Genomic DNA, 13,421 nt, shown 5'->3' with positions numbered 1-13,421 from the left:
TTGATACGTAGTGTCAAAAGTGCTTTTGCGTTACTTTTGAAAAAAGTAACGCAAAACCCCGGCTTGGCTTCGCTGGATACCAACCGAAAAAGAAGAGGAGAGTACGATGAAACGAACGATCAGCGTCATGCTCGGCAAAGGCTCGATAAACCACAACAGCCGCCAGTTTATTGCTTCCAATATAGACAGCGATAGGTCACAGTTTAATAAATCGTATTGCAATATCCCCATCAAAGATGTGTACCATGAGCTTTTTGATGATGCCCTTCAGCGATACAATGCGAAGCAGACCAGAGACGACCGCTGCATTAACAATTATTATGAAAAAATCCGAACCGCCAAACAGGAGAAATTATTTTATGAGGTCATTTTTCAGGTGGGTAACATGGAAAATATGGCTTCAAAATCTGCGGAGGGACAGCTCGCGGCAAAGGTGCTCGGTGAGTTCATGAGCAACTTTCAAGAGCGGAACCCCTATTTAAAAGTATTTTCTGCACATCTGCATATGGATGAGGCCACGCCGCACCTGCATGTAGATTTTGTACCGTTTACCACCGGCAGCAAGCGCGGGCTGGACACCCGTGTTTCCCTTAAACAGGCGCTGGCTAAACAAGGATTTACGGGTGGTACCAGGGGTGATACGGAGTGGAACCAATGGGTCAGATCAGAGAAAGAGCAGCTTTCGCAGGTGATGGAGCGTCACGGCATAGAGTGGGAACAGCTTGGCACCCACGAAGAACACCTGAGTGTTGTTGACTACAAAAAAGTCCAGCGCGTCAAAGAAGTTGCTGCACTTGAAGAAACTATTTCCGGCAAGCAGGAAGAGCTTGACAATTTCCTTTTTCGGCTTGTGGATATTCAAGATCAGCTGCAAACAGCGGAAAGCAAAGAAAGGTTTATTGCCCAACATGCCGGCCATTACGATAATGACCCGGAATACCAATTGCCGGAACCAAAGCCGTTGATGACGGCAAAAGGTTATAGGGAGAAAGTTGCAGCCCCATTGGTGCAAAAGCTTAAAAAAGTAATTCGCAGTATCTTGTCACAGTTCTTTGAAAAGACAAGAGAGCTGATGATGGAACTTGATCGGGCGAATAGTCAAATTCAAAGCCTATATAAACGACTTGAAATAAGCGAAGCAAAAGGCGAACGTCTTCAAGGAATCGAGAAAGACTACAACCGGCTGCGCCGGTTTTTGGGAGGTGACAGGACTGATGAAATAATTGGTGAAGTAAAGGTACAGGAAATAGCGGATAAGGCAAAGAGCGAAAGGAAAAGTGAAGTTTTTGGAAGGGAAAGAGAGAGAACGGCAATATGGACAATTGCGGGGAAACAAGATTATGAACGGTGAGGAAGATTTTAATATGAAAAAGCATATCACAGATAAGAAAATAGGTATTAGCTATACCCGAAACGGAGATTACCATATTTCCGGTTTGGATTCACAAAAACAGGAATATGAAATCGGGAGATTCGGTAGAGAACATTTGAAATATCTAAAAGAAAATCAGCCGATGATTTATACTGAATTCCTTTTTTCTGGACGGCTCAATGCCTACTTACACGAAGTTGACATTAAAGCTCTGGAGATGTATGGAAGGCTAGTCAGAGAATATTCCTTGCAACAGGGGGTAACCGAGCAGCTCAAGGCCGAAAATCAGATGGAATGGGTCGGGAGAATGAACAATATTCGAAATGCAGTTGATGAAATAGTCAGGGATGAAATAAATGGTTAATAAAAAGAAGGGTTTGCCATGATGCAAGCCCTTCTTTCACCCTCTACCTAAAAGCCAGTCTACAGAAACCATTAATATATCTGCCAGAGCGTTCAATTCCAAATCAGAAACGGGGCGCTTTTGCCCTTCCAGGAGGGAAAGTGCCGGAATGCTGATGTCAATTCCTGCTGCTTGCAGTTTCGTAAGAAGCTCAACTTGCTTCATTCCAAGGTTTTCACGCGCCTTCGTCACATGAGCGCCAATCATATTTCGGTCGCCAAGCGGTAATTGTCGTTTTTTCAAACATACACCCCCTATGTAAAGTATATCCAATATGGGACTTGATATATTTGGTATTACCAAATATAATTTATATATTTGGGGACACCAAATATAAACTGAAAGAGGATATTGTATGAAAATTAAGACCTGCTGCTTCTCCGGGGATAACAAACTACCAAGTAACAGGATTAAACAAATAGTTAAACGCCTTGACCTTGAGATAGACTGCCTCATCAGCCAAGGTGTAACGGACTTTATTACGGTAGGAACACTCGGTTTTGACCAGCTTGCCGCATCCTTCATTATTATAAAAAAAGAAATGGGGCAAGATATTAGATTGATATTCGCATTACCATGCAAAAATCAGGACGCGTTTTGGAATGTAGAGCAAAAAGGACTTTATCGCAATTTGATTGCAGAAGCTGACGAAGTCATCTACGTGTCTGAAGAGTATAATGATTGGTGCATAAAAAAATGTAATCGGTACATTGTCGATCGGTCCTTGTTTTGTATCTGCGCGCAGCTTAATACCTTTAGCGGAACGAATCAGACTGTTAGATATGCGAGGCAAAAGGGTCTAAGGGTTATCAATGTAGCGGAGTAGTTTATGTATCTTTCCATATATTGCTATTTTTTTATTGTCTATATTTCGCTTCTGCGATATACTAAAATTAATACCACAATATTTCGAGGAGACTCTCAAAATGGATGGGATAACAACGAAAAAAGCCGCAGAAAAATGGGGTATTACACCTCGCCAGGTGCAGCTGCTTTGTGCCCAAGGCCGTATACCCGGAGCGGTTCGTTTCGGGAATGCATGGGTAATTCCTGTTGATGCGCAAAAACCGAAAGATGGCCGAGGAAAGAAAAACCGCGGAAGATAATTAAAATACAGAAAATTAATAGAGAGTGCGCAAGTATGATAATAGGAGAACTGAAAAATATAGTTGATAGATAAACAGTAAGGCCTTTTAAGTGAGGAAGAAGCACACGCAGCTTCGCTACAACACCGGCCAGAGGAAGTTGAGTGTATACTTAGTATATTTAAGAGCTGTCGGAGGATCTGAGCTTATAAATCCGAGGAATGGATCGTCATGGATCTGATAAGGCCGTTTATTTAAATTGATTTTAGGAAATCGAGCGGAATCTTGGGAAGTATATGGAGATAAAAAGGAGCTAACAAAAGGCAATTTCCAGAAATTCTGGTATATTCTTTAGACTGAAATAGAAAGATATAGGAGGTTTAGAGATGGCCTATCAGTCGTTACAGCTAAATATGACCCCGGAACTTTTTGACCGTAGCATAAAAGGTTCCCCGAAGGATGCCGTTAAAGAACTCATTTGGAATTCTTGTGATGCCGATGCAAAGAACATTGATGTTTCATTTGAAATCGATACCTTTTTGGGAACAGAAAATGTTACCGCTGTTATCGTTAAGGATAATGGAACCGGTATTCCTTTCGAGAGATTTCAGGATGTTTTTGGCCGATATGGTAGTTCTGATAAGACATATAGCAACAAAAGCCCGGGTGGTCGAGTATACCACGGAAAGCTTGGGCAAGGAAGATATAAATGTTTTGCTATCGGCTCTTTCATAAAATGGAAAACTGTGTATCAAGCGTCTGATGCGAAAAAATACAGTTATGAAATCAGCATTAACTCCGGGGCTAGATTGAGCGTAGAATTTAGTGAGAAGCCGGAGCTTGTTAACTATCATGTAAACACAGGGACTATCGCAACGATAACGGGAATTCATGAAGAAAGCGTTGGTGCGATTTCAAAATTAGCTGATAATCAGATTATGATTTCCGATATTTTATCTACTTTTGCTCCTTATCTTTTAGCGTATAACGACGTTTCCTTAAAATATAACGGTATAAAGATTGAGCCTGAGCATTTGATAAAGAAGCGCGATAAACGCGATTTTGTCTATGAATATGAAGAGAAAGGAAAAGAGAGTATTCTAGCCAAGGCTGTGGCAATATGTTGGAAAGAGTCTGACTTTAGTAAACTATATATATGCGGTGAATCAGGCGTGGTTTTTGACGAGCAGGATTATTCTACATTGCAAAAGAATGATACATCAATCTATTTACTTAGTAGCTATTATGAAAAGATGCATCAAGATAACACCCTCGGTTTAGGGAAGATCGATCCTGTATACGACTATTTTGACAATGAGGTTCGGATATTTGCTCGTGAGTTCACGCAAGACCAAGAAGTAGACGATGCTACTGCGGAAATTATTAAGATTAAGGAAGAAGACATATATCCATATCAATCGGAACCATCAGATGAAATGACTAAGATTGAGCAAAGCGTATTCGATGTATTTGCAGTAGAGATAAATCGAGCGGTTCCTCAACTAAGGACAACAAATAAACAAACAAAAAAGCTTACTTATCGTCTCATCAAAGAAGCAATTAACACCAATCCGTCCAGTATTCAAACCATCCTAACGGAAGTCTTCAATCTATCGCAGCAACAACAGGATGATTTGGCAGAACTGCTGAACCATACTACTCTTCCGGCGATTATTGATACGGCAAAAACTGTTGGAGATCGGCTGACATTTATATATACTCTTGAACAGATGGTATATAATGATTCGATAGGAAAGCCTATCAAAGAACGAACTCAGTTCCATAAAATCCTACTTAAAGAGTTGTGGATATTCGGAGAAAAGTATTATCTTGGGACATCGGATATCTCTTTGAAAAACCTTCTATATGAACATATTGAAGTTTTGGGTAGGAGCGATCTTATTCCTGAAATCCCCTCAGAAGCGACAGAGGATTTATCACGAATTCCTGATATTTGTTTGTTTCAGCAATCGTGTCCCGACTATGAATGTTACGAGCATTTAGTTATTGAACTTAAACGTCCAACATTAACACTTACACTTAAGGAACTTGATCAAATTCGGGATTATGCATTAACTGTGGCAAAAAATCCGTTGTTTGATAAAGCAACTACTAAGTGGCACTTTTTTTTATTGGGGCAAAAATTCAATGAAGATGTCACTGAAACGTTAAAAAATCAGGTAATCGGAGAAGGAAATTATTATAATGCAGGAAACATATCAATTTCAGTTCTAAAATGGTCTTCAGTAATACAAAAAAATAAGTTTAGATATGAGTTTTTGAAGAAGAAGCTTAATTATGAAGTAAGCAATGATCCTAACTTTACGATGGATTATTTACTTTCAAAACATGCAGAACTTTTCTCCAAATTGAATAAGGAGGCAAAATAATTATGGCACGTTCAAAGAAAAAGCTACTCAGTGATGCCGAAGTAGCAAAAATGCGAGACGTAGAAGCATACACTCATGATGATAAACAGAGGACCAACAACCCTCCAGTAGGAATGGCTCAGTATGACAAGCAGGCTGAGGTAACACGAACCTATCAGTTTGACCCTCATCTAAATCCTACTCTACAATGGGCAGGTAAGGCAGAGGGGGTTTCTTTTGATGTGCCTACTTCCTCCATACATATTCATGAATCTATCAAGCCGCACAAAATTATCCGGTCTGTACAGACTATTGGAGATGAATATGAAGAAATTCAAATGAGTTTGTTCGAAAGTCCAATGGAAAGAATGCGCCGCCGCAGAGATGCTATTGAATTTTATCAGCATAAGGATAAATGGACAAACCGACTAATTGCAGGAGATAGCCTTGTAATTATGAACTCCATGTTGGAAAAAGAGGGCATGGCCGGACAAGTACAGATGGTTTACATAGATCCGCCATATGGCATCAAATATGGCTCCAATTTCCAACCATTTGTGGATAAACGAGATGTTAAAGACAAGAAAGATGAAGACTTGACGCAAGAACCGGAAATGATCAAAGCCTTTAGGGATACATGGGAGTTAGGAATCCATTCCTATCTTACTTATCTGCGTAACCGTTTATTGTTGTCACGAGAATTATTAGATGATTCAGGTAGCGTATTTGTCCAGATTAGTGATGAGAATTTAAATTATGTTCGAGACTTGTTAGAAGAAATTTTTGGCCGTGAGAATTTCTGCGCTCAAATAGTTTTTAAAAAAACTTCTGGTCAGGCAACAAATATTGTAGCAGGAGTATGTGATTATCTGGTCTGGTTTGCGAAAGATAAAACTAGAATCAAAAGTAGGCTCATATATAATATCTTAGGCGACGATGTTTCAGATTCATCGTATAACTGTATAGAGCTACCAAATGGCTCGTGGCGAAGATTAACAAAGGACGAATTATTAGGAAAAGCAGTAATGCCTACTGGTCATCGATTTAGAACTGCAAATCTTACTTCTCAAGGAACTTCTGAAGAAGGCTCTCAGCCTTATAATTTCCAGGGCAAAACATATTTCCCATCGTCAGGAACACATTGGAAGCCTGGTACGAAAAAGTTGTCTTCGCTTGAAAAGGCTGGTCGCCTGATAGGCATTGGAAGCACTCTAGCATATAAACGTTATATTGATGATTTTCCTGTAGTGGCCTTAAATAATATTTGGGCAGATACTGTTCAGAGTACTTTTTCAACAGAAAATATCTATGTTGTCCAAACATATACAAAAGTAATTCAGCGTTGCATTCTGATGACTACTGATCCCGGCGATCTCGTGCTGGACATTACCAGCGGCAGTGGCACCACCGCTTATGTTGCTGAACAATGGGGGCGTCGTTGGATCACATGTGATACATCTCGCGTTGCCATTACACTTGCAAAACAACGATTAATGACAGCAACATTTGATTACTATAAACTTGCACACACGGAACAAGGCGTTGGAAGCGGTTTTATCTACAAAACTGTGCCGCATATTACCTTGAAATCCATTGCGAATAATGAACCTCCAGCGCAAGAAATATTGTATGATCAACCGGAGATTGATAAGAAAATAGTCCGAATTACTGGTCCATTTACGGTGGAGGCTCTGCCGGCGCCTGTAGTAAAACCGCTTGATAATGTAGGCGACCTTGATAATATCGATACAGGAACAAAGCAGACAGATTGGCGTGATGAACTGCTAGTTGCCGGAATCCTAGGCAGAAATGGTGCAAAAATCGAGTTCTTCCGGGTTGAACCATTAGCCGGTACCAAGTTTCTACAAGCAGAAGCGGAGACGAAGGAGGATAAACCCCGTCGAGCTGTGATTTGTTTTGCTGGCGAGACGAAACCGTTGGATTCACGGATGGTGGCTATGGCGCTGGACGAAGCGCAGGAACTACGCCCTGCTCCCAAATTGATCATCTTCGCAGCATTCCAGTTTGATCCCGAAGCAGCCAAAGATATTGATGATTTGAAATGGCCGGACGTTACATTGCTGAAAGTTCAAATGAACACCGATTTGATGACCGATGACTTAAAGAAAAAACGGTCTTCCAATCAAAGCTTCTGGTTGGTCGGGCAACCGGATATCGAGCTGATTGCTGATGGACGAAGTAAAAATCACTATAAAGTACGAGTCAACGGCTTTGATTATTATGATGTAAAAAACGGTATTGTTGAATCGGGTAGTACAGGGCGCATAGCCATGTGGATGTTGGATACGGATTATGATGGGATGTGTATTGAACCAAAACAGGTATTTTTTCCGATGGGCGGGAAAAAAGATGGATGGAATAAGCTAGCTAGGACTTTGAAGGCGGAAATTGACCAGGAGTTAATTGAAAAATACGCGGGTAATGAATCCTTGTGGTTCACTGTCCAGCCAAATTCACAGATTGCAGTAAAAATTATTGATGACCGTGGTATCGAAAGTTTAAAGGTAATAAAGGTAGGTGACCAGTAATGGCTGGCATTGACCAACTTATTATCAATTCTGCTTTCTGTGAACCGACACATCATTGGAAATACAATCTTAATTCTCAGACCTTTAAGCGTGAACAGGGACGTCGTCCTGCTGGTTATTTTATCGCCGGGCAAGGTACCAATCAGTATAATGATATAGGTCAGTTTATCGAACTTCCCTTGGTTAATAAAATTCGTCCACGCGTAAAAGCTTGGCGCGAGGCAGGATATCCCGGCGTGACTGGGATATCCAAGAAGCTGCTTGAGCATTGGAATGATCAAACAGCCAGACAGTATCAATTTTTCTATTGTCAGCTTGATGCTATGGAAACATTGATTTGGCTTGTCGAAGCGCCGGATGTAGAAAAAGTCGGTATTGAAATCAAAGGAGACGGCGGTCTGTTCCAACGTATTTGTACTAAACTTTGTACTGGCGGCGGTAAAACTACAGTCATGGCTATGCTGATTACATGGATGATCTGCAACAAAGTAACCTATCCGAAGGACAAGCGGTTCAGCAAGAATGTTTTCATTGTTGCGCCGGGTCTTACGGTTAGAAGCCGCTTAAGAGTATTATTGACCGGCGGCGAAGATAATTATTATATACAGTTTAATGTCGTCCCGGTCGGGCTGATGGATAAGCTTCGCCAAGGGAAAGTATTGATTACAAATTGGCAGGCCTTAGCTTGGGATGATGAGGAATCGATTAGAAAGCGTAAAAGCGTGGATAAGCGCGGAATAAAAAGTGACGAGGCTTATACGCGTGAAGTACTGGGTGAGATAGCTAATGCCCAGAATATTCTTGTAATCAATGACGAGGCGCATCATGCCTGGCGTTGGAATCCTGAGATAAAAACCAAACTGACCAAAGAGGAAAAAGAAGCAGAGCGAGAGGCCACCATTTGGATCAGTGGCCTTGATCGAATCCATAAGACCCGCCGTATTTTAACTTGCTATGATTTTTCCGCCACACCATTCGCACCGTCCGGTAAGAAGAATGACGAAGAGGCTTTATTCAGTTGGATCGTCAGCGATTTCGGACTTAATGACGGCATTGAATCCGGTCTCGTAAAAACCCCCCGGGTTGTGGTACGCGATGATGGCACTCCGGATGCGAAAACATTCAGATCGAGATTATATCATATCTATGTAGATGAAACAGTGAGAGATGATATCAATCGCTCGGTCAAAGAAGACGAACCCCTGCCGGATCTTATTACACAGGCATATTATTTATTAGGGAAAGACTGGCTGGAGCTTTATAAAGACTGGAAGGGTGCAGGCGAAACTGTGCCGCCTGTAATGATAACGGTTGCCAATCGTACCGAGACAGCAGCGCGTATTAAATATGCATTTGACCACAAACGTATCCCGGTGGAAGAACTTTGTATTCCTGAACTGACCATTCATATTGATTCCAAGACGATGGACTCGGCAGAAGGAATTGAGGTTGAATCTGATTCGGTAGTTACCAATGAAGACGGCGAATCTGAAGAAGAGAGCGGAACAAAGAAACTAAGCAAAAAAGAAGCAGCCGCCATTTTACGGGACACTGTGGACACAGTTGGTCAGCGTGGAAAGCGTGGCGAGCAAATCCGCAATGTTATTTCTGTCGGTATGTTGTCCGAGGGCTGGGATGCAAAGACAGTTACGCATATTCTGGGTTTAAGAGCATTTTCAAGCCAGCTGTTATGTGAACAGGTGGTTGGTCGCGGTCTGCGCAGGACATCCTATGATCGGGCAGACGGCAGTGATATGTTCACTGCTGAATACGTTAATATCTTCGGTATTCCATTTACTTTCCTACCTCATGAATCCGATGAAAGTGGACCAGGACCTACTCCCCCGCCCAAGACACAGATTGAAGCTTTAAAAGATAAAGTCAAATACCAGATAGAGTGGCCCAATATCCTGCGTTTGGATCGGGAGTTCAAGCCGAAACTTTCAGTGGATTTGGATAATATTGATACATTGGAACTTAAAGCTGAAGATACGCGGCTGCGGGCTGACCTTGCGCCGATTATTGAGGGTAAGACGGACTTGATGAAGTGTACGGAAATCGACCTGCAAAAACTCGATGCAGAACTTCGCATGCAGAGAATAATCTTTGAGACGGCAGGTCAGGTCTATGACCTTATGAAATCATCATGGAAAAGTGGAGGCACAAAGTTTGCATTATTGGGTCAGGTGATACGGCTTGTGGAAGATTTCCTGAAGTCCGGTGCAATCGTCATTAATCCTCCGTTGTTCAATACAGATCCTGTACGTAAACGCATTCTTTATATGATGAGTATGAACAAGATTGTGCAGCACCTTTGGAGTTTCATTAAACTGGAGCAGACTGAGAAAATTGTACCAGTTTTTGATCCAGGCAAAAAGGTTCGCAGCACCGGCGATATGATAACCTGGTACACCAGCAAACCTTGCTTTATTACAAAAAAATCCCACATTAGTCATTGTGTTTTTGACAGCGCATGGGAAGCAACAGAGAGTTATATATTGGAGAAAAATCCTCACGTAGTGGCATGGGTCAAAAACGATCATCTTGGTTTTGAAATTGTCTACATATTTGATGGTGTGGTTCGGAAATACACACCTGATTTTCTGATAAAGCTGGACAATGGGAGGATGCTGATTCTGGAGACAAAGGGGCAGGAAACCCGCCGAGATAAAGAAAAAAGAAAAGCATTGACAGAGTGGGTTGAAGCAATAAACGGCCTTGGCGATTACGGTGAATGGTATAATGATGTGTCCTATAATGTTACAGATGTTGATGGAGTAATTGCAAAATATTGTCATACAATTTCTCTGTAAAACTGCATCTCAATATATAAATATCGATAACTTCCTGCTGGTTATACAAAAATATACCGAAATTAACGAGCTAAATTCGCAAATCCTCAACGAGCTGATACAAAAGATTGTGGTATACGAAAAGTCAGATAATCCTGGCGGAAGCAAGAGTAAGAGGATGGATATCTCATGAGGAAATTTATTTCCGTAATATGGAGGATTGAATATGTCGAACTTAAATGCTGAGGAATAATAAATCGTTTGAAAGCATTAAGCATATTCGGGAAAGTGGGAACGAATTTTGGTATGCTCGTGAACTTGCAAAGGTTCTGGATTATACAGAGTGGCGTAATTTTCAGAAGGTAATTGATCGGGCCATACTTGCCTGCAAAAACAGTGGTTTAAGCGTTTTAGACCATTTTGTTGAGGTCAACAAAATGGTCGAGATCGGTAGTTTAACTCAAAGAAAAGTCAAAGATTATGAACTTACTCGATATGCATGTTATTTGACTGTTCAAAACGGCGATCCGAGAAAAGAAATAATTGCTTTGGGCCAAACATATTTCGCTATACAGACACGCCGCCAGGAAGTTCAGGATGCCTTTAATCATCTTGATGAAAATAATAAACGATTAGTTGTTCGCGGAAACGTCAAACAGTGGAATCAGCTTTTTGCTGAAGCAGCGCATAATGCCGGTGTGTGTTGTTTAATCGGTTGATTTTTCATTTAGCTGGGGTAATGAAATAAATGCCATTATAGCTGAATCTACTTATTTAATGGGTTATAATTTATTTTGAATAGTCGAAATAGTATAACGCAAAAAGGAAAAAAAGTACTTGAAAAACGAAAAAAATTTTACCAAAAAGGTAAAAATATTTGCGTTTTTATAAGGGGTGGAATATAATTAAGATAAAGTATAAGAATAAAAAGATACAGAAGCAATGTACTGATTATTGCTTAGCAAAAAAAGATTTTGGCGTTCAAGTTGCAGAAAAGCTTTTTAGTTTAATTGAATTTATAAATAATGCTTGTAATTTAAACGATGTTGCAGTTATCCCAACACATCATCTGCATCCATTACATGGAGCAAGAAACGGTGAGTTTTCTTTGGATTTAGGCAGAAGATTGGGATGGCGTTTAATTGTTATACCTTTAAACGACGAAGGAAACAAATGGGATACAAACGATATAAGCATTATTTATAAATCAACCTCTGTAATCTTGGTTTTGGAGGTATCAAACCATTATGAGTAAAACTGAATATAAAGAATTAATTGCGTTTCATCCTGGCTATTATTTGAAAGACATTATTGATGATATGGGCATTACGCAAGATGAATTTGCAAAAAGATTAGGTACAACTGGTAAGCATTTAAGCGATTTGCTAAATGGTAAATGCAGTTTATCAAAAGAAATTGCTTTGAATCTTTCAATTATGTTTGGAACGACGCTTGATGTATGGCTTAATCTGCAAAAAACCTATACTGAAAAAGTTCTTGAGATTGAGCGCAGGAAGGCGGAAGATATTGAAGTTGAGTGTGTTAATCTGATTGACTACTCTTTTTTTGTTAATCTAGGTGTTGTACCTAAGACAAGGCTGGCAGCTGATAAAGCAAAAGAGTTATTAAAGTATTTCAAAATATCTTCTTTTGAAGTTTTCAAACAACCGGATTTTCTTGTCAGCTATAGAACTGCGATTCAAACAGTTGGTGAAAAAAATATTATTAATTCAAATGCTTGGGTGCAAACTGCTTTAAACATTGGTAAAGAAATAAAAACAAGTAAATACGATTCCAAAAAGCTAAGAAGTCATTTAGATGAAATAAGGGGTATGACTGTGCAAGACCCAAAAGAGTTTTACCCTAGATTAGTAGAAGTTTTTGCATTATGCGGGGTTGCTTTTGTAGATTTGCCGCATTTAAAGAATTCTGGGGTTAATGGTGCTGTTAAATGGCTTAACAAAGAAAAGGTTATTTTAGCGATTAATGACAGAAGAAAATATTTAGATACTTTTTGGTTTTCCTTGTTTCATGAAATTGGGCACGTGTTACAAGAAAAAATAACAATGTTAATTGTTGGTAGAGATGTGGCAGAGATGGATGAAACAAATAAAGCGTTGGAAGATGAAGCCGACAGATTTGCACAAAATATTTTACTGCCGGAAGAGGCTTTCGCAAAGTTTGTTAATGCTGGGGATTTTTCAGAATGGCATATAAGAGAGTTGGCGGCTAGGATTAATATACATCCAGGTATAATTGTTGGTCGCTTACAGAAGGATAATCATATTGGATTTGATAGATTGAATAGTCTTAAAGGTAAGTATGTTATTGCATAGTTAATAATACAAGCATTCAAACAATTGAACGAGAGGAAATCCGCAATCTCAGAAACTCAAAGAAGAAGCTGATGCTGGACGAATAGAGGTATTTCTGATAACATTTTGATAACAGAAAATCGGCAAGCGCCGGATAATATGGAAAACAGATACAAAAAGCATAAGGAAAAGCATAAATGACTAAACAAATATGTTTAGTAAAAGTTTAGGTTTGCTGAGTGGGAATAATGGCACGAATTCTAGGAAGCCTTGAGAATACTGATTATTTTAAAGGGCGGAATCAGTGTTGTTGATGCTGATTTGATATTAACTTCATAACCACCTACAAATTACAGAAGGATAAAACGTCCTCTGGAAACGACAAGTTTCCAGAGGACGTTTTTATGTTTTTCTCCAATTTTTCTTGGGCTGGAATTTGCAGCAATCATCAGCGGTGTCAGGCCAGTTGAGTTTCTACTCGGCATATTCTTCTTCGGTGATTTTGCCGTCTGACAATTCCTGTTTTCGGAGATTCC

Annotated in this window: 12 protein-coding genes; 10 read left to right on the top strand and 2 right to left on the bottom strand. The window is 40.1% G+C overall.

From position 1 onward, the window contains the following. Positions 1 to 127: 127 nt before the first annotated feature. Both A7K50_RS02710 and A7K50_RS02705 read left to right on the top strand, forming a co-directional pair. On the top strand, positions 128 to 1,351 hold the full coding sequence (locus A7K50_RS02710) for a plasmid recombination protein (protein ID WP_119774597.1): 1,224 nt from the start codon (positions 128 to 130) through the stop codon (positions 1,349 to 1,351). Positions 1,352 to 1,364: 13 nt separating this feature from the next. Beyond that, positions 1,365 to 1,736, top strand: a complete 372-nt coding sequence (locus A7K50_RS02705) for a TnpV protein (protein ID WP_119774596.1) — start codon at positions 1,365 to 1,367, stop codon at positions 1,734 to 1,736. A gap of 36 nt (positions 1,737 to 1,772) precedes the next feature. On the opposite strand, the gene A7K50_RS02700 is transcribed toward A7K50_RS02705, so the two are convergent. Continuing rightward, entirely contained in the window at positions 1,773 to 2,018 is a 246-nt protein-coding gene (locus tag A7K50_RS02700; protein ID WP_119774530.1) for an XRE family transcriptional regulator, read from the bottom strand. A 112-nt stretch (positions 2,019 to 2,130) separates the two neighbouring features. Here A7K50_RS02700 and A7K50_RS02695 point away from each other — a divergent pair, with 112 nt between their 5' ends. The 8 genes from A7K50_RS02695 to A7K50_RS02655 all read left to right on the top strand — a co-directional run bounded on the left by A7K50_RS02695 (position 2,131) and on the right by A7K50_RS02655 (position 12,906). Then, positions 2,131 to 2,601 (top strand): SLOG family protein, encoded by a 471-nt coding sequence (locus A7K50_RS02695; protein ID WP_119774529.1) that lies wholly within the window; start codon positions 2,131 to 2,133, stop codon positions 2,599 to 2,601. A 100-nt stretch (positions 2,602 to 2,701) separates the two neighbouring features. After that, positions 2,702 to 2,881, top strand: coding sequence for a helix-turn-helix domain-containing protein (locus A7K50_RS02690; RefSeq protein ID WP_119774528.1), 180 nt, complete (start codon positions 2,702 to 2,704; stop codon positions 2,879 to 2,881). A gap of 365 nt (positions 2,882 to 3,246) precedes the next feature. Continuing rightward, entirely contained in the window at positions 3,247 to 5,250 is a 2,004-nt protein-coding gene (locus A7K50_RS02685) for an ATP-binding protein (protein ID WP_119774527.1), read from the top strand. A 2-nt stretch (positions 5,251 to 5,252) separates the two neighbouring features. Continuing rightward, entirely contained in the window at positions 5,253 to 7,778 is a 2,526-nt protein-coding gene (locus A7K50_RS02680; protein ID WP_119774526.1) for a site-specific DNA-methyltransferase, read from the top strand. Next, positions 7,778 to 10,591, top strand: coding sequence for a DEAD/DEAH box helicase family protein (locus tag A7K50_RS02675; RefSeq protein ID WP_119774525.1), 2,814 nt, complete (start codon positions 7,778 to 7,780; stop codon positions 10,589 to 10,591). Before A7K50_RS02680 ends, A7K50_RS02675 begins: the two co-directional genes overlap by 1 nt. 218 nt (positions 10,592 to 10,809) lie before the next feature. Further along, complete coding sequence (locus tag A7K50_RS02665) at positions 10,810 to 11,289, top strand: BRO family protein (protein WP_348980870.1); 480 nt, start codon at positions 10,810 to 10,812, stop codon at positions 11,287 to 11,289. A gap of 158 nt (positions 11,290 to 11,447) precedes the next feature. Continuing rightward, a complete protein-coding gene (locus A7K50_RS02660; protein ID WP_119774523.1) occupies positions 11,448 to 11,825 on the top strand; it encodes an addiction module toxin RelE in 378 nt (125 codons plus the stop codon). Then, positions 11,818 to 12,906, top strand: a complete 1,089-nt coding sequence (locus tag A7K50_RS02655; RefSeq protein ID WP_243103611.1) for a HigA family addiction module antitoxin — start codon at positions 11,818 to 11,820, stop codon at positions 12,904 to 12,906. Before A7K50_RS02660 ends, A7K50_RS02655 begins: the two co-directional genes overlap by 8 nt. A 329-nt stretch (positions 12,907 to 13,235) precedes the next feature. Here A7K50_RS02655 and A7K50_RS14435 read toward each other — a convergent pair whose 3' ends face one another. Next, positions 13,236 to 13,370, bottom strand: a complete 135-nt coding sequence (locus tag A7K50_RS14435) for a hypothetical protein (RefSeq protein ID WP_282432386.1) — start codon at positions 13,368 to 13,370, stop codon at positions 13,236 to 13,238. Between the last annotated feature and the right edge of the window lie 51 nt (positions 13,371 to 13,421).

The organism is Dehalobacter sp. MCB1, from assembly GCF_003590275.1.
Lineage (GTDB): Bacteria > Bacillota > Desulfitobacteriia > Desulfitobacteriales > Syntrophobotulaceae > Dehalobacter.
Note: the sequence above shows the minus strand (reverse complement) of the source record. Positions and strands in the feature narration are given on the sequence as shown.

Bases quoted from the DNA above. Each gene is read 5' to 3' on its own strand.
- A7K50_RS02710 (WP_119774597.1), top strand. From the start codon at position 128: ATGCTCGGCAAAGGCTCGATAAACCACAACAGCCGCCAGTTTATTGCT.
- A7K50_RS02705 (WP_119774596.1), top strand. From the start codon at position 1,365: ATGAAAAAGCATATCACAGATAAGAAAATAGGTATTAGCTATACCCGA.
- A7K50_RS02695 (WP_119774529.1), top strand. From the start codon at position 2,131: ATGAAAATTAAGACCTGCTGCTTCTCCGGGGATAACAAACTACCAAGT.
- A7K50_RS02690 (WP_119774528.1), top strand. From the start codon at position 2,702: ATGGATGGGATAACAACGAAAAAAGCCGCAGAAAAATGGGGTATTACA.
- A7K50_RS02685 (WP_119774527.1), top strand. From the start codon at position 3,247: ATGGCCTATCAGTCGTTACAGCTAAATATGACCCCGGAACTTTTTGAC.
- A7K50_RS02680 (WP_119774526.1), top strand. From the start codon at position 5,253: ATGGCACGTTCAAAGAAAAAGCTACTCAGTGATGCCGAAGTAGCAAAA.
- A7K50_RS02675 (WP_119774525.1), top strand. From the start codon at position 7,778: ATGGCTGGCATTGACCAACTTATTATCAATTCTGCTTTCTGTGAACCG.
- A7K50_RS02665 (WP_348980870.1), top strand. From the start codon at position 10,810: ATGCTGAGGAATAATAAATCGTTTGAAAGCATTAAGCATATTCGGGAA.
- A7K50_RS02655 (WP_243103611.1), top strand. From the start codon at position 11,818: ATGAGTAAAACTGAATATAAAGAATTAATTGCGTTTCATCCTGGCTAT.
- A7K50_RS14435 (WP_282432386.1), bottom strand. From the start codon at position 13,370: ATGCCGAGTAGAAACTCAACTGGCCTGACACCGCTGATGATTGCTGCA.